This window comes from Nocardia sp. CDC519 (assembly GCF_059509835.1).
Map to the genome: position 1 here is coordinate 3,635,212 of NZ_CM183377.1, position 26,952 is coordinate 3,662,163.

General features: G+C 68.0%; 24 protein-coding genes. 18 read left to right on the forward strand and 6 right to left on the reverse strand.

What is annotated here, in order from left to right; genetic code table 11:
• Nucleotides 1-32: 32 nt before the first annotated feature.
• The gene (locus AC5W7N_RS16185; protein ID WP_495921825.1) at nucleotides 33-2,291 is read right to left on the reverse strand and encodes a carbon starvation CstA family protein; all 2,259 of its coding nucleotides are present in this window, start codon (nucleotides 2,289-2,291) and stop codon (nucleotides 33-35) included.
• Between the two features lie 219 nt (nucleotides 2,292-2,510).
• Here AC5W7N_RS16185 and AC5W7N_RS16190 point away from each other — a divergent pair, with 219 nt between their 5' ends.
• From AC5W7N_RS16190 to AC5W7N_RS16200, 3 genes are all read left to right on the forward strand, one after another.
• On the forward strand, nucleotides 2,511-3,815 hold the full coding sequence (locus AC5W7N_RS16190; protein ID WP_195006985.1) for an ABC transporter substrate-binding protein: 1,305 nt from the start codon (nucleotides 2,511-2,513) through the stop codon (nucleotides 3,813-3,815).
• A 179-nt stretch (nucleotides 3,816-3,994) separates the two neighbouring features.
• Nucleotides 3,995-4,873 (forward strand): carbohydrate ABC transporter permease, encoded by an 879-nt coding sequence (locus tag AC5W7N_RS16195; RefSeq protein ID WP_228806936.1) that lies wholly within the window; start codon nucleotides 3,995-3,997, stop codon nucleotides 4,871-4,873.
• Nucleotides 4,874-5,151: 278 nt separating this feature from the next.
• Nucleotides 5,152-5,973: a carbohydrate ABC transporter permease gene (locus AC5W7N_RS16200; protein WP_495924134.1), complete on the forward strand. Its 822-nt coding sequence runs from the start codon at nucleotides 5,152-5,154 to the stop codon at nucleotides 5,971-5,973.
• Nucleotides 5,974-6,064: 91 nt separating this feature from the next.
• Here AC5W7N_RS16200 and AC5W7N_RS16205 read toward each other — a convergent pair whose 3' ends face one another.
• The 3 genes from AC5W7N_RS16205 to AC5W7N_RS16215 form a co-directional block, all read right to left on the reverse strand.
• On the reverse strand, nucleotides 6,065-6,676 hold the full coding sequence (locus AC5W7N_RS16205; protein WP_163815175.1) for a malonic semialdehyde reductase: 612 nt from the start codon (nucleotides 6,674-6,676) through the stop codon (nucleotides 6,065-6,067).
• A gap of 170 nt (nucleotides 6,677-6,846) precedes the next feature.
• Nucleotides 6,847-7,257 (reverse strand): VOC family protein, encoded by a 411-nt coding sequence (locus AC5W7N_RS16210; protein ID WP_163815177.1) that lies wholly within the window; start codon nucleotides 7,255-7,257, stop codon nucleotides 6,847-6,849.
• Nucleotides 7,258-7,267: 10 nt separating this feature from the next.
• On the reverse strand, nucleotides 7,268-8,104 hold the full coding sequence (locus tag AC5W7N_RS16215) for an AraC family transcriptional regulator (RefSeq protein WP_163815179.1): 837 nt from the start codon (nucleotides 8,102-8,104) through the stop codon (nucleotides 7,268-7,270).
• Between the two features lie 47 nt (nucleotides 8,105-8,151).
• On the opposite strand from AC5W7N_RS16215, the gene AC5W7N_RS16220 reads away from it, so the two are divergent.
• The 7 genes from AC5W7N_RS16220 to AC5W7N_RS16250 all read left to right on the forward strand — a co-directional run bounded on the left by AC5W7N_RS16220 (nucleotide 8,152) and on the right by AC5W7N_RS16250 (nucleotide 15,923).
• Entirely contained in the window at nucleotides 8,152-9,105 is a 954-nt protein-coding gene (locus tag AC5W7N_RS16220) for a LysR family transcriptional regulator (protein WP_495921826.1), read from the forward strand.
• A 175-nt stretch (nucleotides 9,106-9,280) separates the two neighbouring features.
• Entirely contained in the window at nucleotides 9,281-10,204 is a 924-nt protein-coding gene (locus AC5W7N_RS16225) for a quinone oxidoreductase family protein (protein WP_495921827.1), read from the forward strand.
• 41 nt (nucleotides 10,205-10,245) lie between these two features.
• The gene (gene ychF, locus AC5W7N_RS16230) at nucleotides 10,246-11,325 is read left to right on the forward strand and encodes a redox-regulated ATPase YchF (protein WP_163815186.1); all 1,080 of its coding nucleotides are present in this window, start codon (nucleotides 10,246-10,248) and stop codon (nucleotides 11,323-11,325) included.
• A 427-nt stretch (nucleotides 11,326-11,752) separates the two neighbouring features.
• Nucleotides 11,753-12,040 (forward strand): helix-turn-helix domain-containing protein, encoded by a 288-nt coding sequence (locus tag AC5W7N_RS16235; protein WP_495921828.1) that lies wholly within the window; start codon nucleotides 11,753-11,755, stop codon nucleotides 12,038-12,040.
• A complete protein-coding gene (locus tag AC5W7N_RS16240; protein WP_495921829.1) occupies nucleotides 12,037-13,275 on the forward strand; it encodes a type II toxin-antitoxin system HipA family toxin in 1,239 nt (412 codons plus the stop codon). The genes AC5W7N_RS16235 and AC5W7N_RS16240 overlap by 4 nt, the downstream gene beginning before the upstream one ends.
• 213 nt (nucleotides 13,276-13,488) lie before the next feature.
• Entirely contained in the window at nucleotides 13,489-14,445 is a 957-nt protein-coding gene (locus tag AC5W7N_RS16245; protein ID WP_495921830.1) for an alpha/beta fold hydrolase, read from the forward strand.
• 194 nt (nucleotides 14,446-14,639) lie between these two features.
• Nucleotides 14,640-15,923, forward strand: a complete 1,284-nt coding sequence (locus tag AC5W7N_RS16250; protein ID WP_495921831.1) for a TerD family protein — start codon at nucleotides 14,640-14,642, stop codon at nucleotides 15,921-15,923.
• A gap of 36 nt (nucleotides 15,924-15,959) precedes the next feature.
• On the opposite strand, the gene AC5W7N_RS16255 is transcribed toward AC5W7N_RS16250, so the two are convergent.
• Nucleotides 15,960-16,394 (reverse strand): PASTA domain-containing protein, encoded by a 435-nt coding sequence (locus AC5W7N_RS16255; protein WP_495921832.1) that lies wholly within the window; start codon nucleotides 16,392-16,394, stop codon nucleotides 15,960-15,962.
• A gap of 215 nt (nucleotides 16,395-16,609) precedes the next feature.
• Here AC5W7N_RS16255 and AC5W7N_RS16260 point away from each other — a divergent pair, with 215 nt between their 5' ends.
• The 3 genes from AC5W7N_RS16260 (at nucleotide 16,610) to AC5W7N_RS16270 (ending at nucleotide 22,105) form a co-directional block, all read left to right on the forward strand.
• Nucleotides 16,610-18,223, forward strand: a complete 1,614-nt coding sequence (locus AC5W7N_RS16260; protein ID WP_495921833.1) for a hypothetical protein — start codon at nucleotides 16,610-16,612, stop codon at nucleotides 18,221-18,223.
• Nucleotides 18,224-18,531: 308 nt separating this feature from the next.
• Nucleotides 18,532-20,223, forward strand: coding sequence for a glycine-rich protein (locus tag AC5W7N_RS16265; RefSeq protein WP_195006779.1), 1,692 nt, complete (start codon nucleotides 18,532-18,534; stop codon nucleotides 20,221-20,223).
• 277 nt (nucleotides 20,224-20,500) lie between these two features.
• On the forward strand, nucleotides 20,501-22,105 hold the full coding sequence (locus AC5W7N_RS16270) for an alpha/beta hydrolase (protein ID WP_495921834.1): 1,605 nt from the start codon (nucleotides 20,501-20,503) through the stop codon (nucleotides 22,103-22,105).
• A 173-nt stretch (nucleotides 22,106-22,278) separates the two neighbouring features.
• On the opposite strand, the gene AC5W7N_RS16275 is transcribed toward AC5W7N_RS16270, so the two are convergent.
• Complete coding sequence (locus AC5W7N_RS16275) at nucleotides 22,279-23,151, reverse strand: sigma-70 family RNA polymerase sigma factor (protein ID WP_495921835.1); 873 nt, start codon at nucleotides 23,149-23,151, stop codon at nucleotides 22,279-22,281.
• A gap of 482 nt (nucleotides 23,152-23,633) precedes the next feature.
• Here AC5W7N_RS16275 and AC5W7N_RS16280 point away from each other — a divergent pair, with 482 nt between their 5' ends.
• From AC5W7N_RS16280 to AC5W7N_RS16300, 5 genes are all read left to right on the forward strand, one after another.
• A complete protein-coding gene (locus AC5W7N_RS16280) occupies nucleotides 23,634-24,803 on the forward strand; it encodes a serine hydrolase domain-containing protein (protein ID WP_495921836.1) in 1,170 nt (389 codons plus the stop codon).
• 30 nt (nucleotides 24,804-24,833) lie between these two features.
• Nucleotides 24,834-25,259 carry a DoxX family protein gene (locus AC5W7N_RS16285; protein ID WP_195019960.1) on the forward strand — a complete coding sequence of 142 codons (426 nt, stop codon included), beginning with the start codon at nucleotides 24,834-24,836 and terminating at the stop codon, nucleotides 25,257-25,259.
• A 27-nt stretch (nucleotides 25,260-25,286) separates the two neighbouring features.
• Nucleotides 25,287-25,802: a carboxymuconolactone decarboxylase family protein gene (locus tag AC5W7N_RS16290; RefSeq protein ID WP_495921837.1), complete on the forward strand. Its 516-nt coding sequence runs from the start codon at nucleotides 25,287-25,289 to the stop codon at nucleotides 25,800-25,802.
• Nucleotides 25,803-25,872: 70 nt separating this feature from the next.
• The gene (locus tag AC5W7N_RS16295) at nucleotides 25,873-26,385 is read left to right on the forward strand and encodes a GNAT family N-acetyltransferase (RefSeq protein WP_495921838.1); all 513 of its coding nucleotides are present in this window, start codon (nucleotides 25,873-25,875) and stop codon (nucleotides 26,383-26,385) included.
• On the forward strand, nucleotides 26,382-26,924 hold the full coding sequence (locus AC5W7N_RS16300) for an MmcQ/YjbR family DNA-binding protein (protein ID WP_495921839.1): 543 nt from the start codon (nucleotides 26,382-26,384) through the stop codon (nucleotides 26,922-26,924). Before AC5W7N_RS16295 ends, AC5W7N_RS16300 begins: the two co-directional genes overlap by 4 nt.
• Nucleotides 26,925-26,952: the final 28 nt, after the last annotated feature.

A 26,952-nucleotide genomic window follows, 5' to 3' on the forward strand; every position in this document is an offset into this window, starting at 1 on the left:
CCGGAGCCGCTCCCCGGCCGCCGCCTCGATCCTCAGTGCGCTTTCGAGTGCGCCGCGCCGGGCTCCTTCACCGCGCCCTTCTCGATCAGTTCGTCCCATTCGCGCTGCACCTCCTTCTCGGCCGCGGTCGGGATGAATCCGCTCGGAGCGAAAATGCGCGAGGGTTGCTCCGGCGATTCGGTGGTCTCGGCCGTACCCGCTCGCCACGCGCGGTAGCAGACGATGGCGCCGACCACCGTCACGATCAGCACCAGCACCGCGAACACGATGGACAGCGTGCCCTGGATGAAGGTGTTGCGCACCACCGCGTCCACGTCTTCCGGCGTCTTCGCGGTCAGGCACAGCTTGCCCGCCTGCTGCGCGTTCTGGCAGATCTCGTGCTGCTTCCAGTAGCCGACCTTCGGGTCCGCCGAGAAGATCTTCTGCCAGGACGCGGTCATGGTGACGATGAGGTCCCACACCAGCGGAATCCCTGGAATCCAGGCCCATTTCGTCAGGCCCTTCTTCACCAGAATGGTGAGCACCACCATCAGCGCGATGGCGGCCAGCAGCTGGTTGGCGATACCGAACAGCGGGAACAGCGCGTTGATGCCGCCGAGCGGATCGGTGACGCCCATCAGCAGGATCGAACCCCATGCCGCGACCACGATCGCCGAGCACAGCCACGCGCCCACCCGCCAGGACGGATCCTTGAATTTGCGTGCGGGACCGGCGAAGTTGCCCAGCGCGTCGGAGAGCATGAAGCGCGCCACGCGGGTGCCGGCGTCGATGGTGGTGAGGATGAACAGCGCCTCGAACATGATCGCGAAGTGGTACCAGAACGACTTCATGCTCGACCCGCCGAGGAACTGGTGGAACACCTCGGAGATGCCGATGGCCAGCGTCGGCGCGCCACCGGTGCGGGAGATGATCGATTCCTCACCGACCTCGCTCGCGGCATTGCTGAACGTCTCGGGTGTGGCCGGCGGGCCGGACAGTCCGAGCGAGTTGGTGTAGGCGGCCGCCGATTCGGGGGTGCCGCCGGTCGCGCCGAGCGGGGCGTTCATACCGAAGTAGATGTGCTGGTCGATGATCGAGGCGGTGATGATCGCCATCACCGCGACGAACGACTCCATCAGCATGCCGCCGTAGCCGATCATCCGGCTGTGCGATTCCTTCTCCAGCAGCTTCGGTGTGGTGCCCGAGGACACCAGCGCGTGGAATCCGGACAGCGCACCGCAGGCGATGGTGATGAACAGGAACGGGAACAGGCTGCCCGCGAAGGCCGGCCCGGCGCCGGTGTGCGCGAACTCCGAGACCGCGGGCGCCTTCAAGGTCGGCAGGGTGATCAGGATGCCGAGCGCGAGCAGGCCGATGGTGCCGATCTTCATGAACGTCGACAGGTAGTCGCGCGGCGCCAGCAGCAACCACACCGGCAGTACCGAGGCGAAGAAGCCGTAGCCGATCAGCATCCAGGAGATGGTCACCGGGTGGAAGGTGAACCAGCTCGCCCAGGTGTCGTTCTCCGAGACCCAGCCACCGGCGATGATCGCCAGGATCAGCAGCGCGAACCCGATCAGCGACACCTCACCGACCGCGCCCGGCCGCAGGAACCGCAGGTACACGCCCATGAACAGGGCGATCGGGATGGTCATGCTGATGGAGAACACACCCCACGGGCTGTGCGCGAGAGCATTGACGACGACCAGCGCCAGCACCGCGAGCAGGATCATCATGATGACGAGAATTCCGATGATGGCCGCCCAGCCGCCGAACCAGCCGAGCTCGTCGCGGGCCATCTGCCCGAGGCTGCGCCCGCGTCGCTTGGTCGACACCCACAGCACCAGGTAGTCCTGCACCGCGCCGGCGAACACCACGCCGACGATGATCCAGATGGTGCCGGGCAGATACCCCATCTGCGCCGCGAGCACCGGGCCCACCAGCGGGCCAGCACCGGCGATGGCGGCGAAGTGGTGGCCGAACAGCACCCGCCGGTCCATCGGCAGGTAGTCCTTGCCGTTTTCCAGGATCTCGGCCGGAGTCGCCACGTCGTCGCGCGGTGTGACGACCTTGTATTCGATCAGTCGCGCGTAGAAGCGGTAGGCGATGATGTAGGTGCTGACCGCCGCGATCACGATCCACACCGCGTTCACCGACTCGCCACGGGCGATGGCCAGGATCGTCCAGGCAGCGGCGCCGAGTATCGCGATGCCCGCGAATATCGCCTTCTTGGCCGGAGTCATCGGGGACCGGTCGATCACGCCGACGGGCGGCAGATCGGGGTCGGTCCGCAGATATTCGATGGTCGCCATCTGCCTACTCTCCTGTGAAACGCGCAGGATGATGCTGAAACACGTGCCAAGGTAGCCGATCGGCGCGGCGCGGCGCGGCGGTTCTATCGCGTCGTGATCGCGGTCGATCGGATCGTTGTCGTGTGTCGGCGGTCACCCTCTTCAGTTGCCGCCAGTATGCTGCCATGCGGTCTGATTTGCTCCACATCCGCCCTGAGGAGGCCGGAGCTGGCATCCGTCCTGTCGAGCACACCCGTGCGGCGGCGTACGCTGCTCGGCTCCGCGCTGGCCGCCCCGTTGCTGGCCGGTGGGTGCGGCGCCGATGACGACGCGCTCACCTTCTTCTTCGGCGCCCGCCCCGAGGAGGCGCGGGTACGGCGCCGGATCATCGACGAGTTCGGCAAGCGGCACCCCGAGATCCGCATCCGCACGGTGGTCTCCGGCCCGGACGCGCTGCAGCAGATGCTCACCTACTGCGCGGGCGGTGCGTGTCCCGACATCATGATGGCGTGGGAGCTGCTGTACGCCGGGCTGGCCGAGCGCGGCGTGCTGTTGGACCTGAACACCCTGCTCGACCGCGATCCGCAGTACGCGGATGCGTTGCGGCGCGATAGTTTTCCCGCGCTGTACGACACCTTCCGCTACAAGGGTGGCCAGTACGCGCTGCCCGAACAATGGTCGGGGGTGTTCCTGTACTACAACCGGGAACTGTTCGCCGAGGCCGGGGTCCGGGCCCCGAGGAACTGGGACGAGGCCTGGAGCTTCGAGGAGTTTCTCGACGCGGCCAAGGCGGTGACGTCACGGGAAGGTCAGGGGCGCTGGGGTTTCGCCGACGCCTGGGTGCCGTATTTCTCGGCCGCGTGCTTCGGGATGAACAACGGGGTCGACTGGTTCACGCCGTCGGTCGCGCCGACGCGCACCAATCTCGGTGATCCCCGATTCGCCGAGGGCTTCCAGTTCTATGCCGATCTCGCGGTGCGGCACAAGGTCGCACCCCGCGTGGCCGATCAGCAGTCGGTCTCGGCACCGGATCTGTTCCGGCGCGGTCGAGCGGGCATGGTGATGGGCGGGCACTGGCTGTATTCGGAATTCGCCGGCCACGACGATCTCGATATCGACCTGACCGTGCTGCCGGTGGGGCCGCACGGCGGACCTGGCGCGATCACCGATGTGGGCTGCACCGGGCTGGCGATCGCCGCCGACAGCCCACGCATCGAACAGGCCTGGGAATTCGTCAAATTCGCGACCGGGCCGGTGGGGCAGGCGATCATCGCCGAGTCCGGGCTGTTCGTTCCGGTACTGACATCGGTGCTGGCCTCCGATGAGTTCGCGGGCGCGCATCGCGATGTCACCAATCTGGGCGTGCTCACCGACGGCCCGAGTCACTCGCGCGCCCTGCCGGTCACGCCCGCGTGGGGAAAGGTCCAGGCGCTGGTCGAGCGCGGCGCCAACCGTGTGCTGCGTGGCGCCGCGCCCGCGGCCTCGTTGCATCCAGACCTCACCCGGACGGTCGATTCGCTGCTCGAGCAGGAGCACACGCGATGAATGCGCAGGGGTCGCACGCCGGCGGCTCGCCGGCGGGCAGTGCCGAGGCGGCACAACCGACAGCAGGCCCGACGAGTCTCCGACGATCCCCGCTGAACGCACTGCGTCGGCGCGGGGTCGGCCACCATGCGCATGCGTTGCGGCGCATCGATGGAGGGCGGTCCGAACCGCCCGGGCAGCTGGCGCGGCGCCGAGCGCGGGCGGGGCGCTGGTTCGTGACGGCGAACGTAGCCGGGGTCGGAGTGTTTCTGGTGGGACCGTTGGTGGTTTCGCTGTATCTGAGCTTCTTCTCATGGGATGTGTTCAGTGCACCGCGATTCGTCGGCCTGGCGAACTATCGCCGGTTGTTCACCGCGGACCCGCTGTTCCTGATCGCGGTGCGCAATACGGTGGTCTTCACCCTGCTGACGCTGCTGCCGACGGTCGCGATCGGCCTGGTCGTCGCCGCATTGCTCAATCGGACGATTGCCGGGATCGGATTCTTCCGTACCGCCGCCTTCCTGCCGCTGGTCGCCTCGACGGTGGCGATGGCGGTGGTGTGGCGATTCATCTTCACCACCGACGACGGCCTGCTCAACCTGCTGCTGGGCTGGTTCGGCATCGACCCGGTGCCCTGGCTGATCGACCCGGATCTCGCGCTGGTGTCGCTGAGCATCGTCACGGTGTGGAAGAGCGTGCCGTTCGCCACCGTCATCCTGCTGGCCGCCATGCAAGGGGTCCCGGAGCAGCTCTACGAGGCCGCGCGGATCGACGGGGCCGGTGCGGTGCGACGGTTCTGGTCCATCACGATTCCGCTGATCCGTGGACCGCTGTCGTTCGTCTTCGTCATCACCGTCATCAACTCGGTGCAGGCCTTCGACCAGGCCTATGCGCTCACCGGTGGGAGCGGTGGGCCGGAAACCGGTACGTACCTGCTCGGAATCATGCTGTTCCAGCACGCATTCGCGTTCTACGAGGTGGGATACGCGTCGGCGCTCGCGTGGGTGATGTTCGCGGGGTTGTTCGTGCTGACGATGCTGCAATTGCGGTATGCCCGGCGCGGGGAGGTGGCGGGATGATCGCGGGCCGACGGCCCGGCTTTCGGGGGCCGCCGACCGCGAAGCGCACCGGCCGATCCGACGGCACGGCGGTAGGTCGTGCCGCCCGGCCTCGGACGCACGGGGGCGTGGGTGGCGGCGAGGTCGGTGGTGACGATGTGGGCGCCGGCGACGGCGTGTGCGGCGTCGGGGCAGAAGGTGAGGTCGCGAGGGCCGTGACCGCGGTGCGTTCCGAGGTCGAGGTGCGCGGTGTGCGGCCTCGGCGTGAACGGGGTGGGGTGCGGGTGGACCGTGCCGTGATGCGCAGATTGATGTCCGGAGCCGGGGTGTACGCGGCGCTCGTGATCGTCGCGTGGGCGGCGTTGACGCCGATCCTGTGGGCATTGTCGGGGTCGCTGAAACGCGAGGGCGCCGTCACCGACCCCGCACCCATCCCTGCCGATCCGCAGTGGTCGAACTACACCGAAGTATTCGATCTGCTCCCGCTCGGCCGCATGTTGCTCAACACCACTGCCTACGCGACATGTGTGACCGCCGGACAAGTCTTCTTCTGCTCGCTGGCGGGATATGCCTTCGCGCGCTTGCCGTTTCGCGGCCGCGACGCCTTGTTCCTCGCCTACCTGGCGACGCTCATGGTGCCGCTCACCGTCACCCTCATCCCGCAGTTCCTGCTCATGCGCGCCTTCGGCTGGGTGGACACCCCGTGGGCGATGATCGTGCCCGGCATCTTCGGCAGCGCCTTCGGCACCTATCTGATGCGGCAGTTCTTCCTGACGCTGCCCGTCGAACTCGAGGAAGCCGCCATCCTCGACGGCTGCACCACCTGGCAGATCTACTGGCGCGTGCTGCTGCCCCAGGTGCGGCCCGCGCTCATGGTGCTCGCGGTGCTCACCTGGATCACGGTCTGGAACGATTTCCTGTGGCCGCTGGTGATGATCCAGCGCGACGAGATAGCCACCGCGACACTGGGTCTGGTGCGTGTGCAAGGGCAGTATCACACCAAGTGGCCGATCCTCATGGCGACGTCGATGCTGATCCTGCTGCCGCTGTTGCTGCTGTATGCCGTCGCGCAACGCGCCTTCATCCGCGGTGTCGCGCTGTCGGGGCTCGGTGGGCGTTGAGTTGCCGTCGCGCGGCTGCCGGCCGCGGTCGGGTCGCACAGACGACAGCGGCCCCGTCGCCGAACTGCGACGGGGCCGAGCGGAGGTCCGCTCAGAGCGTCGTGATGACGTCCTTCGCCTCGAACCGCGGGCTGCGCGGGAACCAGGCGTCCGGGCCCGGCTTGCCGATATTGATGGCGACCAGCGCGTGGTGGCCGCCCTCGGGGAAGAATTCCTTCTCCACGGCCTCGTGGTCGAAACCGTTCATCGGTCCGGCGGCCAGGCCCGCGGCGCGGATGCCGATGATGAAGTAGGCGATCTGCAATGCGGCGTTCAGCTTGGCCGAGTGCTCGCGGTAGGCGTCGTCGGCGAAGAAGTCCTTGGCGCCCTCGAAATGCGGGAACACCGTGGGCAGGTGCTCGTGGAAGTTGTTGTCGGCGAACAGCACCACGGTCAGCGGGGCCTTGGTGGTCTTGTCCTTGTTGCCGTCGCCCATATGCTGCACCAGCCGCTGGCGGGCCTCGGGCGAGCGCAGCACCACCGCGCGCAGCGGCTGCTGGTTCATCGAGGTGGGACCCCACTTGATCAGGTCGTAGATGGCCTGGATCTGTTCGTCGGCGACCGGCTCGTCGGTGAAGGTGTTGGCGGTGCGCGCCTCGCGGAACAGCAGGTCCTGGGCGGCGGCGTCGAGCTCGAGCAGGTCGGTCGGCTGGGTGGTGGTCATCGAGTCTCCTGTGCGTTCGAAAAGATCCTTGCGGAAGCGGAAAGGATCGCTCGCTTCGGAGACCGAGATTAACCAATCAAGCGGACTGCGGTCCACTTAATCCGGGCGGGTGTAGGAACTCGCACATCGGGAATAGAAAGCGACCCGCGCGGCGGCGGGTCGCCGCATGGTCATTCGCCTGCGTAGGTGCCGAAACTCCAGAGGTTGCCCTCCGGGTCGGCGGCGCTGAAACCGCGTGAACCGTAGTCCTCATCGCGCAGTTCACGCACGATGCGCGCGCCCGCCTTGGTGGCGCGTTCGTAGAGCGCGTCCGGGTCGTCGCACACGAGATACAGCGAGGCCGCGCCCGCGGGCCGCTGCCCGAACTCGCTGTCGTTGCGGCCGATGGAGCCGAACATGATGCCGCCGCCCGCGGGCCAGCGCATCTCGGCGTGCTCGACGACCGACGGATCGTCCTCGCGGGCATATAGCGCCGTCAGTTCGAAACCGAAGGCGTCGGTCAGGAACTTCGCCGTCGCACGGGCATCGCGGAAGGCGAGACAGGGCCAGACATGAGTGGTGGTGGAAGTTGGCGTAGTCATGGCTTCAGCCTCACTCGCCGGGCGGCTCCGGGTCTTGGACAGATGGAATCTCCTCGGCCAGCCAGGCGGTCGGACTGCATCCGGCCAACTCCGCGAAATCCCGGTTCAGATGCGCCTGATCGTAATAACCGCAGGTCGCCGCGATCTGGGCGATGCTGACGAACGACGGGGTGCGCGCCAGCATCGCCTTCGCGCGATCGAAACGGGCGATGCGCGCGGCCAGTTTCGGGCTCAACCCGAACTCGGCCCCGAACCGTCGGGTCAGGTGCTGCCTGCTCCAGCCGATCCGCTCGGCCAGCGGGCCCACCGGCAACGTCCCGCCGGAACCGACCACCGCTCGCCATGCCCAGCTCAACTCCGGTGCCACCACCCGATCCGGATGGGCGAGTGTGGTGAGTACGCGATCGCAGGCCTGGAACCGCTGCGGCCACTGCGCATGCAGATGCAATTCCTCGGCCAGCTGCTGCGCCACCGGGCCCGTCACATCCGACAACTCCACCGAGAGGTTCCACAGTTCGCCCGCAGGCATACCGAACAGCACCCGGCTACCCAGCGGCGTCAGCTCGATCGCCACGCCCTCCTGATTCCCGTTGTGCGCGATCGCCGCCGGTCCCGGCTGCAATCCGCTCAGCACGCAGCGGTAGTCGGCCGGCGCCTGCTTCGCATCGGTCTGCGTGACGACGTCGATGGTCGGTCCGATCGCCACGATGAACGTCATATGCCGCGAGGGCAGGCCGCGATGCAGACCGGGCGGATATCCCGTCATCCGGTAGCCGATATAGCGGTCGATGAACGTCGCCAGTCCCGGCGCCGGCCGCGCCATCACCACCTCCGAGATCGGAGCCATGGCATCGACGCTACGACGCAACGGCAGCGCCCGCTAGCGTGCACGAGGTGGAACGGCGCGATATCGAGATCTTTCTGACGCTGGCCGAGGAGCTGCATTTCGCGCGCACGGCCGAACGGCTCGGCGTCAGCGGTGCCCGGATCAGCCAGACGATCAAACAGCTGGAGCGCCGGTTCGGGGTGGCGCTGTTTCATCGCACCAGTCGGCAGGTGGCGATCACTCCCGTCGGGCAGGCGCTGCGGGACGATCTGGAAGCCGGCTACCGGCGCATTCAGGACGGCATCGCCAAGGCGATGGCCGCAGGGTGCGCCCGGATACCTGCTGGAGGGGATCATTCCGGCGCATGCGCCCAGCGGACGGCCCATCCAGCGCACACCGGCCCTGACCTCGCGGCAGGAACTGCTCACGCTGGTCAGCAGCGGAGCCGGGGTGGCCGTCGTGGGCAGCCAAGCCATGCGGTACCACGCCCGGCCCGACATTTCCTATGTGCCGATCGCCGGCCTGGCCGCCATCGAGTACGGACCGGTCTGGCTCGATGGCGGTCAGACCCCAACCCCATCCCCGAGGAATACAAGGGCGGCGTTCCCTACCTGAACGTCCACGACGCCGCGGCGGCCCTCGACTTCTACCGGAAAGCCTTCGGTGCCGAGGTCAGCGTCGAGATTCCGCGACAGGGCGACAAGATCGCGCACGCGGAGTTCCGGATCGAATCAGCGGTTTTCATGCTGCGCGACGAATACCCCGAGTACAACTTCCGGAGCCCGCGGACAATCGGCGGCACGCCGATCAACCTCATAGTCTTCGTGCCGGATGTCGAGGCGTTGGCCGAGCAGGCGATCGCCGCGGGAGCGCGCGTCATCCGGCCGGTGGAGATGCAGTTCCACGGCGATATGCAGGTCGAGCTGGAGGATCCGTTCGGGCACTCGTGGTTCTTCACCACCCGCGTCGCCGAGATGGACGCACAGCAATTGAAGGACACCGCGGCGGCGGTGAACCTCTGAACTTGTCCGGCGGGCACACTGGGACGACACGCGCGACACGCCGGAACCTCCGGTGACGTGCCTCTCTACCGGCGCGCACCAGGCGTGAGATGCCGCACTCGCGGGTAGCTGGGTATGTGAGGTGGAGCCGGTATGTGGTTACCGTTACCGCTCCTGAACCAAGCCTGGAGGTGTGATGCGGCGGGTGCAATACCAGCACAGCGGGGGTCCCGAGGTGCTCGAGATCGTCTCGGTCGATGTGCCGACGCCCGGTCCGGGCGAACTGCTCGTCCGTGTCGAAGCCATCGGAGTGACGCTGCCGGTGGTGCGCAAGGTGCGTGAGCAGCCCGAGCCGATCGCACTCGGCGGCGAGATCGCCGGTGAAGTGGTCGCCGTCGGCGAAGGGGTGGAAAGTTTCGCCCCCGGATATCGGGTGACCGGTCTGGTCTTCGGCCACGGCTACGCCGACTACGCGGTGGTTTCGGCGGCGATGGCTTCGCCGATTCCCGACGGCGCGTCCGCGGTCGACGCGGTGGCGCTGGTGCGCAGCGGTCTGGTGGCATTGGGTGCGCTCGACGCGGCCAACCCGGCCGAGGGTGAATCGGCGCTGGTCACCGCGGCCGCGTCCGGGGTCGGGCACCTCGCCGTGCAGCTCGCGCGGATTCGGGGCGCGGCGCGGGTGGTCGGTGCGGTCTCCGATCCCGCCAAGGCCGATTTCGTGCGCGGACTCGGCGCCGACGAGGTCGTCGCGTACGAGGACGAGTCGTGGGGCGCTGCCGTCGACTACGCCCTCGACGCTGTCGGTGGTGAACTGCTCGCACCCGCCCTCGTCGCCGTGCGCACCGGCGGACGCCTGGTCGCCTACAGCTCCGGTGGCGGCACCGTGGAAGCCTTCGATCTGCTGTCCGGCGCGAAATCGATGATCGGTTTCCAAATCGCCCGCATTGCGCGCGAACAGCCCGACGTCTACGAGCACTGGCGTCAGGAACTGTGGCAGTACTTCGCCTCCGGGTTGCTGCATCCGGCGGTGCACGAGGAGTTCGCCTTGGAAGACGTGGCCGCCGCGCACACCGTCATCGAGAAGCGGGCCAACCTCGGCAAGGTCGTGCTGATCCCCTGAGCGGTCTCGGGGGTGGGGCAACCGCGTAGACTCCTCTACTCGTGAGTCTCACCCTCGGAATCGTCGGCCTGCCCAACGTCGGAAAGTCGACGCTGTTCAACGCGCTGACCCGCAACGACGTGCTGGCCGCGAACTACCCGTTCGCGACCATCGAGCCGAACGTCGGGGTGGTCCCGCTGCCCGATCCGCGGCTGGACAAGCTCGCCGAGATCTTCGGCTCCGAGCGCATCGTGCCCGCCACCGTGTCGTTCGTCGACATCGCGGGCATCGTGAAGGGCGCCTCCGAGGGCGCGGGCCTCGGCAACAAGTTCCTCGCCAACATCCGCGAAGCCGACGCCATCTGCCAGGTGGTGCGCGTGTTCGCCGATGACGATGTGGTGCACGTCGACGGCCGCGTCGACCCGTCTGCCGACATCGAGGTCATCGAAACCGAGCTCATCCTCGCCGACCTGCAAACCCTGGAGAAGGCCGTCGTCCGACTGGACAAGGAAGCCAAGGTCAAGAAGGACCGCAAGCCCGTCGCCGACGCCGCCAAGGCCGCCCAGGAGATCCTCAACAGCGGCACCACCCTGTTCGCCGCCGCCGGCAAGGTCGACACCGAGCTCCTCAAAGAACTCTCCCTGCTGACCACCAAGCCCTTTCTCTACGTCTTCAACGCCGACGAATCCGTCCTCACCGACGACGCCAAAATCGCTGAACTGAAGGCCTCCGTAGCCCCCGCCGACGCCGTCTTCCTCGACGCCAAGGTCGAAGCCGAACTCCTCGAACTCGACGAGGAATCCGCCGCCGAACTCCTCGAGTCCATCGGCCAGCACGAACCCGGCCTGCACTCCCTGGCCCGCGCCGGCTTCCACACCCTCGGCCTGCAGACCTACCTGACGGCCGGCCCGAAGGAAGCCCGCGCCTGGACCATCCACCAGGGCGACACCGCCCCCAAGGCCGCCGGCGTCATCCACACCGACTTCGAACGCGGATTCATCAAGGCCGAGGTCGTCGCCTACGACGATCTGGTCGAAGCCGGGTCGATGGCGGCTGCCAAGGCGGCGGGCAAGGTGCGGATGGAGGGGAAGGACTACGTCATGGCGGACGGTGACGTGGTGGAGTTCCGCTTCAACGTGTGATCCGTTGTTCCTGGGGTGAATTGAAGGAGCCCCAGGCGCATGAATTGCTTCAGAGGCGACACTGGGGCGTTCTTCGACAGGATAGCGCCGGGCAACGTAGCTCACGTCCTCGTGGCATCAACCACTATCGCGAGTGTGATCGGTTAAAGGGTTCTGGAACTCCGTGGGGGTTTCACGCCGAGTATCACTCTGATCATGAGGTCGGTGGGCGTCCCGCACCGAGGACCACTGGCCGTCGAGGATGCTCGGAAGATTCGACGTCATTGGCGAGCAGGCGTGCTCTGCCGCATCAGTGACGTGACGACGGCTGCCTTCGTCCGTAAGTGCGGGCCTTCATGCAGCTCGCTCCCGGTTAAGCAGTATGAAGACTATCCTCGCCATATGACCCTGATGCGGCTATCCTGATCGTCATAGAGAAGGGTGTCCCATGGCTGGTTACCGGATCAACCGCCACATGGCGGACTTCGGCAAGCATGTGCGCGGCTGGCGCATGGTGCTGGGCCTGACGGCGCAACAGGTGGCCGAGCGCGCCGACATCACTCGGGATACCCTGCGCAAAATCGAGACCGGAGACCCGGGGGTCAGCTTCGGCAACGTCGCGCAGGTGCTCCGGGCCCTCGGTGTGCTCGACCAGGTAATCGGCGCTGTTGACCCGCTGAACAGCGATATCGGCAGGTTGAGGGCAGATAAGCTGACAAAGAAGCGTGCGCGATGACCACCGTCGAGGTGCTCGTCGGCGAGGCCGGGCGAACCAGGCTGGTGGGTCAGGCGCATTTCACCCGGAGCCGCGGCCAGATCTCCACCACGTTCCTCTATGACCCGGGCTACCTCTCAGGTGACGGCATGGGCATCGACCCGGCGCTTCCCCTGGTGTCCGGGTCTCAGCACCAGCCGGGGCTCGTCCGTGCCTTCGCTGACAGCGCCCCCGACCGATGGGGACGCAACCTCATCGAAAAGGCCGAGCGGACACGCGCCCGGGAGGACGGCAGGGCGCCGCGCAGGCTGGACGACCTCGACTTCCTCCTTGGCGTCAGCGACGATACCCGGCAGGGCGCGCTGCGCTATCGCCTCGCCGGACATGACGAGTTCATGGGAAAGCCCTCGCAGGTACCCCGCCTCATCTCGCTACCCGAACTCCTGCGTGCCAGTGACGAGCTCGCCTCACAGGACGACCCAGCGCGGGCTGTGAAGCAGCTCCTGGATACCGGCACCACCGGCCTCGGTGGCGCGCGCCCGAAGGCCTCTGTGCGGCTGGAGGACGGGAGTCTCGCGATCGCGAAGTTCCCGCATTCCAGCGACGAGTGGGACGTCATGGCGTGGGAGGCGACCGCGCTCGACCTCCTGGAGAACGCCGGCATCCGCGCGCCGCAGCGACGGCTCACACGTGTGGGCGAGCGCAGCGTGCTGGTACTGCGCAGGTTCGACCGTACGCTCGCCGGAGACCGCATCGGCTACATCAGTGCCATGACGGCGACGGGCTCCGCAGATGGCGAGCACCGCGACTACGCCGACGTCGCCGAGGCGATGCGGGATCTGTCCCTGTCCCCGAAGCAGGACCACCACGAGCTCTTCGACCGCGTGGTCGCCAGCGTCGCGCTCGGCAACACCGACGACCACCTACGCAACCATGGCTTCCTGGCCGAGCGGGGTTCGTGGACACTGAGCCCCGTCTTCGACGTGAACCCGAATCCCGATGTGGCACGGACGCGTTCGACCTCGATTATGGGAGCCGACGCGCTGCCCGAGGAAGTAGACGGACTGCTGGCACTCGCTGAGGATTGCAGTCTGACCGTCGACCAGGCCCGCGAGAGAATGCGCCGTGTTGCCGCGGCGCTGAACGGGTGGCAGGAGCAGGCACGTCGCAACCGGGTCGCCGACCGCGAGATCACGATGATGGCTGAATCGATCGACTCGCGGCTGGCGGCCGTCGCCGAAGCAGGTCGAACCTGAGCACGTAGGTGGGCCCCCGGCATCGGCGGGATTCGTCCGGCTTTGTACCGCAACCATCGCCTGGGCGGCATCCGCATCCGGTCGTCTGAACCCACCTAGGTGGTGTTCTGCGCACCCTCCGGGGGAGTGAACCCACTACTCGGGCCCCTGCTGATGGCGGCCGGATCGGCGCAGAGTTGACCCTGTCACCGCAGGCGAACCCCGGAGGCTCCGATGTCGATCACCAGCACCATGGTCTACTCCGCAGAGCGCCATGCCACGGTTTCGGCCGTTGATGGGGTTGCGCTGGCGGTTCGTGAATACGGCCCGAGGCATGCGGGTCTCACCGTTGTCCTGGTGCACGGGCACTGCCTGCGTGGCGAATCGTGGACCGATGTTCGCGACGCGTTGCAGCGGGAGAACCCGGGTGTGCGGGTCGTGTGCTACGACCATCGCGGTCACGGGGACTCGGCGGTGGCGTCGAGCCATACCTACCACCTCGATCGGCTCGGCCGCGATCTGCGCACTGTGCTCGACGCGGTCGCTCCCACCGGGCCGGTCGTTCTGGTGGGTCATTCGATGGGCGGCATGACCGTACTGACCTATGCCTCCCAGAACCCGCACGAGATCGGCAACCGCATCGTCGGCGTCGGGCTCATCGCCACCGCCGCGAGCGGGCTCGCCGACGCGGGTTTCGGCCGGCTGCTGCGGCACCCGATCATCGCCGCCTTCCAAGCGGCTGTCCGCCGCGCACCGCGCCTGATGCAGCGGGCCAAGCGGGTGGCCTGCAAGATCTTCGCACCCGTCATCCGCATCGCCGAATTCGGCGATCGTCAGGTCAGCCCGCGCGTGCTGGCGCTGGCGTACGCGATGCACAACGAGACGCCGATCGTGACGATGGCGAGCTTCCTGAGCTCCTTCATGACCTACGACCGCACCGACGTACTGCCGGTCCTGTCGAAGATCCCCACTCTGATCCTCTGCGGCTCCGCCGATCTGATGACCCCGCCGTCGCATTCGGTCGCCATGGCGGCCGCAATCGGTTACGCGGATCTCGTGATGGTCGAAGGCGCCGGGCACTCGGTGATCCTGGAGCAGCCGGTGGAGGTTGCCGAAGGTATCGGCCGGTTGCTCGCGCGAGCGGATGGCCCCGGTGGAGCCGTGACTGCCGACCTTGTGCTGGCTGCCTAGCACTCGTCGGCGACGCGGTGGAGCGGCAAGGCCGATGCTCTTGGCATGCAAACTGAACCGGCGGCTGCCCTGTCGTCATGCGATATCGGATTGGGTTCGTTCACGGTCGTCGATGTCGAGACTTCAGGCCTTCGAGCCACCGCTGATCGTGTGTTATCCGTGGCCGCGCTCACGACGCGCTCGATGATGCCAGGGTGCTCGCCGGCGTTGTGCGGTCGTTGATCGCCGACGCGGCGCGCGTGGGTGTCGCGCCACCGTTGCTGACCTGTTCGCAGGAAAACGCCCGCGATGTCCGGAACAAGCAAGCATGGCCTGCCAGTCCACCGAAGGTCGTGTGCGAGTTCACCTATCCAGGTCGCCTCGGTGACGGGCGCAGGTTGACGCAGGGAATGAAGGTCGCCTTCACCGGCGCGACGAGGTTGGAGCGTTCGGATCTGATCGGCCGCGCCGTGGCCGCAGGGCTGGACGTCACCGGTGCGGTCAGCAAGCGTACAAGCCTGTTGGTGACGAACACGCCGGCAGCCGGTTCCGCCAAGTCGCGATCGGCCATCGCCCACGAGACTCCGACTGCGACCGAATCCCAGTTCCTCGACATGCTCGACACAATTCAGCCGGGAACACCGAAGGGTCGAGCGAGCGTGGCCGTGCGGGCGGAGGCGAGTGTGCCGCCGAGCGGGCCGCTTGCCGGGCGGCGCGTGCTGGTCCTGGGCGGCCCACACCAGGATGCAGCCGATGCGAGGACGAAGATTGTAGAACTGGGCGGGTCCGCGGCCGTGAACATGTCCGCCAAGGTGTCGGACGTCCTCGCGTTGGCTGCAGCGGAGACGGACCCACGATTCGAGAAGGCGCGTCAGCGCGGGCTCCCGATTCACGGAATGGAACTTTTCGAGACGGCCTCGGTGCAGATCAGTGCCCCGGAGCAGACGCCTGTAGTGCCGGAGCCGTGTACTTTGAGCCGGGGTCAGGTGATAGACCTCCCGATCGCCACGCAGGGAGATGAGTGGTCGGTGCGTACGTCCTGGACACAGGATGACTCTTACGAGGTCGACGTCGTCGCGTTTGCCCTCGGTATCAACGAAAAGGTTTCTACAGACGATGATTTCGTGTTCTACAACCAGCCCGAGGCGGCCGGGATTCGCCTGATCTCGGATGGACCGAACGAGCAATCGGTGGAGATCACGCTCGACCTGCTCGCCGAACAGTGCTCTCGCATCGTGATCGCCGCAGCTATCGACGGGACCGATGTGACATTCGGTGCGGTCGGCGCCATCGAGGTACAGGCCGCCGCCGGCAACGAAGCAGGTGCCTTCGCCCGCGCAACGCTCGACGCGGCCACCGAGGAGCGCACTCTCATTCTGGCCGAGGTCTACCGGCGCGGTGATCGCTGGCGGCTGCGCGCTGTCGGGCAGGGCTATCCAATCGGACTGGGCGACCTCGCCCTCGGGTACGGAGTCGACGTGGCCGGGGGAGGTCAGTGATGCTTCCCCGGTTGGAATGGCATCCCGGGCATCGCTTTACGAACAGTCCCCGGGCTCGCCAATTTTGACGACGGACAGCACGGCTTCCCCTTCGCCGACAGGTTCGCCCGGCCCCGGAGCCTGGGAAACGACTACCCAGTTTCGATCCATCACCTGCATCCGGCCGGCCCCGGTAGCGTCCTCACTACGAGAGAAGAACACGCCGGCAGCCTGAATCTGATCCTGTGCTGCCTGCAGATTCATGCAGACGACGCTCGGCATCGGAACTTTCTTCGGCGCCGCGGATGCGGTCGGAACAGCCGGTGCCCCAGAAGATTCCGAAGGCGTCGCTGGTATCGGCGCTGTCGAGTTCGGTGTCGCCGGGACGACGACGGTCTTGGTTTCGGCTGTCCGTGTTTCTGTCGAACCGCAGGCCATGGTTGTGGCGGAAGCGGCTACCGCGATCAGGAGAAAGGTTGCGGTGGTCTTCATCTATGTCCCGTCGTCTGATGCTGTGTCCTGGATCACCAATGAATCGGGGTGCTCGACAGGGCGTTACACGGGCGGGGCCGCGTCGACTTGCGGGGAACCACATACCCTTCTGGGTCGGGTGGGACGGCTCCTTGCTTTCGGCAGGATGTCGACGGCCGGGTCGCCTCCGGCGGACGGCGTCTGGAACACTCGTTCGCCGGAAAGGTTCAATGCTGATGCTCCGTCGTTTCACGACCCAGGCGCCCACGACGGCGCCGCCGGTGGATGACTTGATGGCCGGTGCGTTGCCGGACCGCGTGCAGATTGCGCATGAGCGGCTGGCGCACCAGGACGATCCGGCGCTGCTGGACGCGCTATCGGAGCGCGAGCTCGCCGCGGCCCGCGAGTTGGCCGAGCTCGTGCGCGATTACGAACGCCATGAACAGCGGGCGCGGATCCAGGCGGCGGCCGATGCGGCGGAGCGGGTGCGGCGGACGGCGGCCGAGTTGGCCGAGCGGGAGGCTGCGGATCTGCTGCGGGCGGCGCAGGCGATCGGGGAGCAGCGGCACAGCAGCAGTCCGCACGCGAAGGTGGCTCGATTGCATCAGCGCAAGCCGCGGGTGCTCGGGCTGCTGGCCGGGGTGGTGGCCTTCTCGATGCTGTTCTCCGCGGTGACGGTGCAGCAGAACATCGCGCCCACCGGTGGCGTGACCAACCCGATGTTCTGGCTCTCCTACGGGTTGGAAGCGCTGATCAGCGCGGTCCTCGTCGCGTTGATGCTCTCCACCGCCGATACCGCCGAATGGGGCGTGATCGAGCGGTTGTGGCAGGTCTACACGGTCGAGGGGGTGTTGCTGACGGCGAGCATCGCGCTGAATACCTTCCCCTACTTCAAAGCGGGCGACCTCACGGGCATCGGCATCCACGCCATCGCGCCGATCATGATCGGCGTCGCACTCGTGACGCACCGGTTGGTCGCGGAACGATATGGGCGCGCGATCGAGCAGGCGACGGCCGCGGTGCCCGACAAGGAAGATCTCCAGGAGCGGCTGGTCGCGCTCACCAAGGTCGGCGGCGCGGGTAACCAGATCCTGCCGAGCATCCTCGAGGTGGCGCCGACCGCTCGCGGTGAGCGTCAGGCGGGTGAGCCGGAGGAGCCCGACGATGCCGAGAAGCCGCATCCGGCCGACGGCGAGTCCGAGCAGGCTGGTACCGCCCACGAAACACACGCCACCACCGCCCCCGGAACAGAGGCACACTCCGGAACGGGGCAGCCCGCCGCGCGGGAAAGCACCGAGGGTTCCGCGGCCGACCCCACCCCGCCCGTGCCCGCCGCACCGTTCACCGAGCTGTGGCTGGCCACGACACCGCTGCCGGCCGAGCAGCCCGCCGCAGCGCACGACCAGCCCGCCGCAGCGCACGACCAGGGCGCCGCAGCGCACGACCAGGCAGACCCGGCCGAGGCCGAGCTGGACGCGCGACTCGCAGACGCCGTGCGAAAGACCTTGCAGCGGCTCAGGACCGGCCAGCAGGGCCAGCCGGTGACGGTAGCGCGCCCGGCGGAACCCGCTCCTCCCGCGACGGCTGAACAGACCGCCGAGCAACCCTCGGGTGCCGAACATCCCGCGATCTCTGCGGAGCCTGCCGAGGAGAACACCGGGGACCTCACGCATGAGCAGACGGACTCCGTCGTCACGCAGGCCGCGGAGGGCGCGCCGAATACGGCCGGCGCCGACGCGCCACGCGCGATCCAGGCGAGCCAGGTCGCGTCCGGGCCGCAGGACGCCGGAGACGATCTCGCACGGATAGCGCAGCTCATGCCCAACGAACGCGAGCTCACCGCCCGGTGAGCGCGTGTCGGCAGCGGCCGAGGCCGGGGCTTGTAGCTCGTGACCCGGGCCGACCGACCGTTGGCCGCCGAATGTGATCGTTTCCGAACGGCCGACATCACTGCCGGCGAGCAGTCGAATGCCGGCGCGACAGGTATCTGCTGGACACGAGTTCCACCGTGTCGCGAGTGGGACCCAACGCATCACGTCCCGCTCCGGTCGGTGACGGATCCGAGGTCGACACGCCCGTTGCGCGGCGAGGCGCGCACGGAAATCCGCTGGTCGAGCGTACGGTCGGTGCACCATATGCCGCTCGATGAGGTGGAATCATGTCCAGCTTGTTGTCGGGTTCACGAATATCGTCGATCGCCGGTTGTGCCGTGCTCGCCGCGGCGTGGAGTGTCGCACTCACGCCGCCGGCGCAGGCACAGCCGCCGACCAGTCAGCGCTTCGAATGCGACGGCGACAGCGCACAGACGTACCAGGTCCCCGAGGGCGTGCGGGAGATATCGGTGCTGGCCAAGGGCGGTTCGGGCCAGCAGAACGTCGGCGAGGGCACGCGGGGCGGATTCGGCGGTGTGACGACCGGGACGATCTCGGTGCAACCGCATGAGGTACTCACCATCTATGTGGGCTGCGAGGGCGGCGCGGACGGCGGGCGGTCCGGTTACGGACGTGGCGGTGCCCGTGGCGTGCAGCCCGCGCCGAATGCCGGCGACGGCGGTGGCGGCGGCGGTGCTACCGCGGTGATGTCGGGACAGACCCCGCTCGTCGTCGCCGGTGGCGGCGGCGGGGGTGGTGGTTCCTCGCATGAAGGCAATGGCGGACGCGGCGGCGAGGGCGGCAATGGCGGGAACCCGGCCCAGCCCGGCGCGGTGGGCGGCAACAGTTCGGGGCCGGAAACCTGCGGCGGCTGCCTGGACACCACACACGGTGAAGCGGGCGCGTCCGGCGGAAGCACGCCGCCCTACGCGCCAGGTGGAGCCGGTGGTGGTGGCGGCGGTGGCTATCGCGCGGGCAAGGGCGGCAAACTCGGCAGCGGGCAGAACCTGAATGGTGGTGGCGACGGCGGTGGCGGCGGGCTGTCCTACGTCGACGACGCCCGAGTGCGCGACCACGTTTTCAGCAGCAGCACCCAGTCGGGCAACGGATCGGTGGTCCTCACCACCGGCAAGATCGGGTACCAGACCTTCGAATTCCGCGGGCATACCGAGTTCTTCTGTGTGCCGGCAGGAGTCACCTCGGTGACCGTCGACGCCGTCGGCGGCGGCGGAGGGCATTTCGGCGATACCGGCATCGGTGGCGCCGGTGGCGGCGTGACCGCGACGGTCGACGTCAGGCCGGGCACCGAGCTGGCCGTGACGGTCGGTCAATGGGGCCACGACAACGGCGGATTCGGTGACGGGCACGGCGGCAGGCACGGGACAGCGCCGGGCTCGGGTGGTGCCTCCGGGGGCGGCGGCGGTGGCTCGACCGCGGTCGAATCGACGATGAGTCCGTGCGGTGTGCACGCGCCGGTCGGCAAGAGCTATCTGGTCGTCGCGGGTGGTGGCGGCGGCGCGGGTGGCAACAGCGGCGCGGGCGAGGGGGCGGGCGGCGACGGTGGGGCCGGCGGGAACCCGGCCCACGACGGCAACAGCGGCGACGGCAACAGCGATATCGGCGATGGTGGCTCCGGTGGTTGTGGTGGACGTCCGCCCGGCGGTGGATGCAACAACTCCAAGCACGGCGGTCATGGCACCGACGCTCCGGCGGGCAGCTCCCAAGGTGGTGCGGGCGGTGGCGGTGGCGGCGGCTACAACGGCGGCGGACGGGGACACGGAGCGAGCGTGGCCAGTGATTCCGGCGGCGGAGGTGGCGGTGGCGGTGGGCGCTCCTATGCCACCGCCGATGCGACGGACGTGCGCTTCTACCAAGGGACTTCGGGGACCGGGAAGTCGAACGGCGTGGTCCACCTGTCCTGGGAGACGGCGCCCGGTGCGGAGCCGCCGCCGTGCACGGGTTCGTTCTGCCCGCGATGAGCTGTCGGCGATAGCAACGGCCGATGTACTCGTCGTGGAGGTCGTAGGGCTGCGCTGGCACTGGTCTTGCGTCATCCTCGGCGGCGCGGGCGCGGTCGGCGCCGAAGACGTCCTCGGCCGGCGCGCGCGTTCGACAACCGAAGCGCGACAACGGTCGTGGTCGGCATCCGGCCGCGGACTGCCCCGCCGCGGTCGAATGCGTCTCAGAACTGCCGGTCGGTAGTGAGAAGGACCGCAGAGTCGGCGATGCCCGAGTGTGACAGGATCACTGCGTTCGGTGATCGGTGCGCAGGAGGGCTTGCAGGTGGTTCTGCGGTTGGGAACCAAGAGTTCTCGCTGGGTTCGAGTCGTGGTGTGTGCGCTGGTCACCGGTGCTGGGGTGCTGGGTGTACCTGGCCCCGCATCGGCGGTGGAGCGGGTGGATCCGTATATCGATGGGCTGGCCGAGGGCGCGGCGACGCCGGTGCTGCACTGGGCCGAGTGCGGCGACGGGTTCGAATGTTCTTCTGCGCGGGTTCCATTGGATTACCACCGGCCGGGCGGTGAGCAGATCGATCTCGCGGTGATCAAACTTCCTGCGGCGGACCCGGATCGGCGGATCGGGACGTTGTTCGTCAACTTCGGCGGTCCCGGCCCTTCGGGGGTCGAGCGGTTGCGCGAGCGGGGACGGTGGGAGTGGCTGTTCTCGGCGGAGCTGCGCGCTCGGTTCGATGTCGTGTCCTGGGATCCGCGCGGGGTGGGCCGGAGCGCGCCGGTGAATTGCTTCGCCGGGACCGATGAGCAATTGACGTTTCTCGGTTCGATGCCGGAGATGCCCGCCACGAGCGCGGAGGAGCCCGCGTTCTTCGGCTGGTCGAAGGAGTTCGCTGATCGGTGCAGGCAGCAGGCGGGCCCGATTCTCGATCATGTGTCGACCGCGAACACGGCGCGTGATCTCGAGCTTCTGCGCCGAGCGGTGGGCGATCCGCAGCTGACCTATCACGGCATTTCCTACGGCACGCAGGTCGGCGCGGTGTACGCGAATATGTTCCCGAGCCGGGTGCGGGCGATGGCGTTCGACGGGTCGATGGATTTCCAGGGGAATGCCGATGGGCATGGCGGGCAAGGGTCTTCGGTGCCATTGGATGTCCGTCAGAACGTCGCAGCGGGGATCGCGGCGACCTTCGACGCGTTTCTGCGGCAATGCGCCGAGGCCGGCCCGCGGTGCGCGTTCTCGGCGGGCGATCCGAAACTGAAATGGATTGCGCTGGCCGAGCGGGCGCGGCTGGCGCCGATCCGGCTCGACGGCGCGGCCTGGGCCTATCCGGCGGTCATCGGTGCCGCGGCGAGTCTGTCGCAATCGTCGAATTACCCGGACCTCGCCGTGTTGTTGCAGCGGCTGTTCGACGCGGGCACCACCATCCCCGGAGTGCTGCCCGTCGCACGCGATACGTCCTACGCGGGCAACCGGACCGAGGCGTTCCACGCGATCCAATGCAGTGACAGCATCGTCCCGACCGATCCCGCCGCCTACAGTCGTGCCGCGGTCTCGGAAGATCAGCGCGTCCCGTATTTCGGACGGGTCGCGGTATTCAGCAGCGTTGCCTGCGCGTTCTGGCAGGGCCACGACGCCGATCGGTACGCCGGCCCCTGGGATCGGCGCACCGCGGCGCCGATCCTGGTGCTCAACACCAGGTTCGACCCCGCCACGCCACTGGCCGGTGCGTTCGCCGGCGCCGCCCAACTCGCCGACGCGCAGGTGGTGGTGATCGAAGGCGCGGGGCACAGCAGCATGTACGCGCCGAGCAGTTGCGCCGAACGCGTCAAGCGGGAGTACCTGTTCACGGGCCGGCTACCGCCGAAGAACACCGGGTGCGGCATCGATAGGTCGCCGTTCGACTGAGTGAGGGCGAGAGCCGGCCGGAACGCTCACTCGAGTCGGCCCTGTCGTGCCGCTCACCAGGATCGATGCTCTGTTCGGCTGGCGAATGCCTGCGCTCACCTTCGGCTCGACCGGCGAGCCGCCCAGCCGGGTCCGGTGGGGGCTGAAGAGCGCTCGCCGAGCGGGTACCACGCTCACCCCAGCACAGCGCTCAAATCCAGACCGGCGAGCCGTTCGCGGTCGGACAGGATGTCGATCGCGGTGATGCGGTAACCGACGACGGTGAAGCTCATGATCGAGAAGGGCTCGCCATCCATGGTGTTGACCAGCCCGGCGCCGCCGTTGATGACGGCAGGATGGGTCACACACAGGGTGGCCATGCGGTGGAACGTCTCGGCCTGTGCGCCCACGAGGGTGCGGCCGCGCAGCACGCGCAGATCGCCGGCGTCGGCTCGCAGCACCACGTCGGGATCGAGGATGCGCACCAGTTCCTCGAACTCTCCGTCGCGGGCGGCGGCGAGGAACGCGTCAACCACGCGGCGCTGCCGGGGGAGGTCGGTATCGGGAGCCGGCGCCTCGCCCTGGATGCGGCGGCGGGCCTGACTGGCGAGCTTCTTGGCCGTCTGCGGCGTGCGATCGACGATCGGCGCGATCTGCTCGTACGGCACGGCGAACATATCGTGCAGCACGAAGGCCAGCCGTTCGGCCGGGCTCAGCGATTCCAGCACCACCAGCAGCGCCAGCCCCACCGAATCGGCGAGCATCGCTTCATGTTCCGGGCTCTGCCCGGAAGCCGCGGTGACCACGGGGTCGGGCAGATTCTCCAGCGGCTCTTCCTGACGGACCTTCCGCGACCGCAACATATCGAGGCAGACCCGGCCGACGACCGTGGTCAACCAGCCGCCGAGATTGCCCACATCGGCGGTGTCGGTGCGGGCCAGGCGCAGCCACGCCTCCTGCACCGCGTCGTCGGCATCGCTGACCGAGCCGAGCATCCGGTAGGCGACCGAACGCAGGTGCGTGCGGTGCTCCTCGAACCGGTCGGCCAGGAATTGCGCGTCGTTCACAGGGTCCTCCTTGTGCGGTCCTTCCTACCGATGACGAACCGGCGGCCGAAAAGGTGACCGTAGCTGTTCGCGCACACCTCGTCTGCCGCCCTCGGTCGGTGACCGCTGTCCGAGAAGCACCGACTGTCACTGGCCGCGGCTGATGCTGCCGATCGCCGGCCGGTTGTGCCGGCCACTGGTGTCGGCACATGGGTGCTGGCTGGCGGTTGATGCTCGCGGACCGCCTGTTCGAGTGCGGCCGCTGTCCTGGACGCGACCCAGCGGGGCTGCCGGCCGCCGCTGGTTTTACTGCGGTGCTCGTGCCGCCCGCCGCCTACCACCGCCGCCCGCCGGGCACTGGCCGACAAACCGAACTCGCACCACCCCGACCTGCGATTTCCCCCCCAGCGGTCACCTTTCGCTACCCCCGTACGTCAGTGCAGCAGAAACGATCCGCGGCGGCGCCGGAGCAGGCGGACCGGCCGCATCGAAGGGAGAGCATCATGAGCACGATCGAGATCCACGGCACTGTTGCCGAAGGGTTCGAACAGGTACGCGAGGAGTTCCGCGCTGTTGTCGAGGAGGAGGACGGGCAGTCCGGCGCGCAGCTGGCCGCCTATCTGCGTGGCCGCCAGGTGGTCGATCTGTGGGCCGGGCCCGAGGTCACCGGTAGCACGCTGACCGGCCTGCATTCGTCGAGCAAGGGCGCGGCGGGCCTGGTGGTGGCCATGCTGCTGCAGGACGGTGTGCTCGACCTCGACCGGCCCGTCGCCCATTACTGGCCGCGTTTCGGCACCGCGGGCAAGGACGACATCACCGTGCGCGATGTGCTGGTGCATCGGTCGGGAGTGATCGGGGTCGGTGGCGGTTTCACCGTCGCCGAGCTCGCGGACGAGCGCGTCATCGCCGAGCGGTTGGTCGGTCAGCGCCCGTACTTCGCGCCGCGAACCGCGCACGGTTACGGCGGGTTCGTCATGTACGCGATCATCGGCGAAGTGGTGCGGGCGGTCACCGGAAGCACCGTGCAGCAATTGTTCGAGCAGCGGATCCGGGCACCGTACGGGCTGGATGTGTATCTCGGCCTGCCCGCGGAGCTGGATCACCGCTACCTGCCGGTCCTGCCGTGGCGAGCGACCGCGGAGATGGAGGCCGCGTTCACCGCGAATTCCCCCAACCCGCATGGAATCGCCGGCATTTCCTACAACCTCAATGCCCGAGGCTTCACGGCCGCTGACGTGATGGCCCTGCCGAATGATGCGCAACTGCGCAGGCTCGGTCAGGCCTCGGCCGGTGGTGTCGGCAGTGCGCGCGGCTTGGCGCGGATGTACGCGGCGGCGGTCTCCGGGGTGGACGGCCGGCCACCGCTGCTGTCGCTCGACACCATAGAGATCATCTCCGAAATCCATTCCGGTGGCGCCGATCTGGTGCGTGGGCAAGCACCGTACACGCTCGGCTTCGAGGCCAAGGGGTTGCTGTACCCATTCCTCGGCGTGCACGCGTTCGGACACGCAGGGTCGGCAGGCTCGGACGGATTCGTCGATCCGCACAGCGGTCTCACCTACGGATACACCCGCCGCCGTGCCGCTTTCGCGTTCAACGCACCGGAGAACGCGCGCTTGGCGGCAGCCCTGCACCGCGCGGCCACCGACGACGGCCACGCGCGCGCCGCTTGACCGAACAAGGCTACGACCAGGAGTGACACCATGAATACACGCGCCTCGAAGGCCCTGAAACTCGCCCGCTGGATTCCGGTGGCGGCTGTACTGACCGAAACCGCCGTCGGATCGTATTGGGATCTGGCCCGGATCTCCTATGTCCGGGAAGCCTTCGACCACCTCGGCTACCCCATGTACTTCGCGACGGTGCTCGGCACCGCCAAGGCCGCCGCGCTCGCCGCGATCCTCACCCCGGGCCATCCGCGGACGAAGGAGTGGGCCTATGCCGGACTCGTCTTCGTCTACGGCGGTGCCGCCGCCTCCCACCTCGCGGTCGGCGACGGCCCGGACAAGTGGGCCATGCCCGCCATGTTCGCCGCGTGCACGCTCGCTGCCCGCGCCTGGCTGCCGCAGGGCGAGGCGTCCCCGATGACCAAGTTCGGCGTCTTCGCACGTCGTCCCCAGTACGTCTGATCAACCCACTGAGAAAGGAAAACAATCATGCAGGAGAACTCGACGGCCACGCAGGCGCGCACAGGGTCCCGGTTGCGCAATCCGCAGCAGCTGGTTCCCGAACTCGGCGAAGTCGGTGCGGCGCTGTTCAAAGCCACCGGAAACGGAACCGTCCCCAGGACCACGATCAGTCTGGTCCAGTTGCGGATCGGGCAGATCGTCGGCAGTACCTACCTTGTCGTGCTGCATACCGGCAATCTGCGCACTGCGGGGGAGTCCGAGGAACGTATCGCGGCCGTGGCCACGTGGCAGGACGCCCCGTACTTCACCGAGGCCGAGCGTGCCGCCCTTGCCCTCGCCGAAGCTGTCGCCCAGCCCTCGGCGGCAGCCGAGCGGGTGACCGATGAACTGTATGCCCGCGCGGCCGAGCACTACGACGAGAAAGCCGTGGCCACCCTCGCAATGGCCATCGGGCAGGTGAATTTCTTCGTGGCGCTGGCCGTCATCGGCAAGCCGATCCCCGGTGTGCCACCGCAGGAGCAGTGGACGCCGGTGGCGGACTGATCCTCGCGAGACCCGCGGCCGCGGCCACAGTTCACCACTGTGGTCGCGGCCGCGGCGGTAGTCTGACGCGGTGACTCTCCCGGATGGGGTATCGCTGCGCAAGATCGCGCCGGCCGACCGCGACGTCGTGGCGACCCTGCTGCGGCGCGAGTGGGGTGATACTCGCGTGGTGTCGCTGTCCTTGGGCGGGCTGGTCGACGCAGGCGCCTTGCCCGGGCTGCTCGCCGAACGGGACGGGCAGGTGGTCGGAATGCTCATGTACCGCGTCGCCGGTGGCGTGGCCGATATCGTCACCATCAACGCGTTCGAGTCCGGCGGGGTGGGTGCGGCGCTGATCAGAGCCCTGGTCGAGGAGGTGCGCACCGCCGATGTCCGGCGGGCGCGGGTCTCGACCACCAATGACAACACCCGGGCGTTGCGGTTCTACCAGCGCGCCGGTTTCCATCTGACCGCCCTGCACACCGACGCCGTCACGGCCTCGCGGCGCACCAAACCGCAGATCCCCGAATACGGTCAGGACGGTATTCCGATCCGCGACGAACTCGAGCTCGAGTTGCCGATCGTGCCGAGAGACCGGCGATGACGACGCGGGCCCAGGTGCGAAAAGCGGCACTCGCCCTGCCGGAAGTCGAGGAGGGCACGCATTTCGGGGCGGTGGCGTATCGAGTTCGCGGCAAGAGCTTCGCCTCGCTCAGCCGCGCGGACGAGCTGCAGGTGCAGCTGGCCGATGACGAGATCGACGGCGTGCTGGCGGACCACCCCAGCGCCGAAGTCATCGAACGCGCGGGCAAACGGATCGGACTCCGGATCGCCTTGGCCGACATCAACGGACAGACGTCGAACTATCTGGTCCGGCGCGCATGGTTCGCACGGGCACCGAAACGGCTCGCGGCCGCCCTGAACGCCGCCGACACCGCGACCCCGGGAGCAGCCGGCGACCTGCCGGCCTCGATCGGCACGCCGGCCACCCGGGCCCTGCACGGCGCGGGCATCACCACCCTGGACGCACTCAGTACACGGACCCGCGCGGAGCTGCTGGCCCTGCACGGTTTCGGCCCGAAGGCCGCGCGGATTCTCGCCGAAGCGCTCGAGGAGCGCGGGCTGTCGTTCGCGGGGGAGTGACGGCGGGCAGCTCGGTTCGAGCACATTG

Coding starts and splice junctions, on each gene's coding strand:
- AC5W7N_RS16245 (WP_495921830.1), top strand. CDS start 13,489: ATGTCGATCACCAGCACCATGGTCTACTCCGCAGAGCGCCATGCCACG.
- AC5W7N_RS16300 (WP_495921839.1), top strand. CDS start 26,382: ATGACGACGCGGGCCCAGGTGCGAAAAGCGGCACTCGCCCTGCCGGAA.
- AC5W7N_RS16280 (WP_495921836.1), top strand. CDS start 23,634: ATGAGCACGATCGAGATCCACGGCACTGTTGCCGAAGGGTTCGAACAG.
- AC5W7N_RS16205 (WP_163815175.1), bottom strand. CDS start 6,676: ATGACCACCACCCAGCCGACCGACCTGCTCGAGCTCGACGCCGCCGCC.
- AC5W7N_RS16225 (WP_495921827.1), top strand. CDS start 9,281: ATGCGGCGGGTGCAATACCAGCACAGCGGGGGTCCCGAGGTGCTCGAG.
- AC5W7N_RS16235 (WP_495921828.1), top strand. CDS start 11,753: ATGGCTGGTTACCGGATCAACCGCCACATGGCGGACTTCGGCAAGCAT.
- AC5W7N_RS16285 (WP_195019960.1), top strand. CDS start 24,834: ATGAATACACGCGCCTCGAAGGCCCTGAAACTCGCCCGCTGGATTCCG.
- AC5W7N_RS16240 (WP_495921829.1), top strand. CDS start 12,037: ATGACCACCGTCGAGGTGCTCGTCGGCGAGGCCGGGCGAACCAGGCTG.
- AC5W7N_RS16210 (WP_163815177.1), bottom strand. CDS start 7,257: ATGACTACGCCAACTTCCACCACCACTCATGTCTGGCCCTGTCTCGCC.
- AC5W7N_RS16185 (WP_495921825.1), bottom strand. CDS start 2,291: ATGGCGACCATCGAATATCTGCGGACCGACCCCGATCTGCCGCCCGTC.
- AC5W7N_RS16265 (WP_195006779.1), top strand. CDS start 18,532: ATGTCCAGCTTGTTGTCGGGTTCACGAATATCGTCGATCGCCGGTTGT.
- AC5W7N_RS16200 (WP_495924134.1), top strand. CDS start 5,152: ATGCGCAGATTGATGTCCGGAGCCGGGGTGTACGCGGCGCTCGTGATC.
- AC5W7N_RS16260 (WP_495921833.1), top strand. CDS start 16,610: ATGCTCCGTCGTTTCACGACCCAGGCGCCCACGACGGCGCCGCCGGTG.
- AC5W7N_RS16255 (WP_495921832.1), bottom strand. CDS start 16,394: ATGAAGACCACCGCAACCTTTCTCCTGATCGCGGTAGCCGCTTCCGCC.
- AC5W7N_RS16215 (WP_163815179.1), bottom strand. CDS start 8,104: ATGGCTCCGATCTCGGAGGTGGTGATGGCGCGGCCGGCGCCGGGACTG.
- AC5W7N_RS16290 (WP_495921837.1), top strand. CDS start 25,287: ATGCAGGAGAACTCGACGGCCACGCAGGCGCGCACAGGGTCCCGGTTG.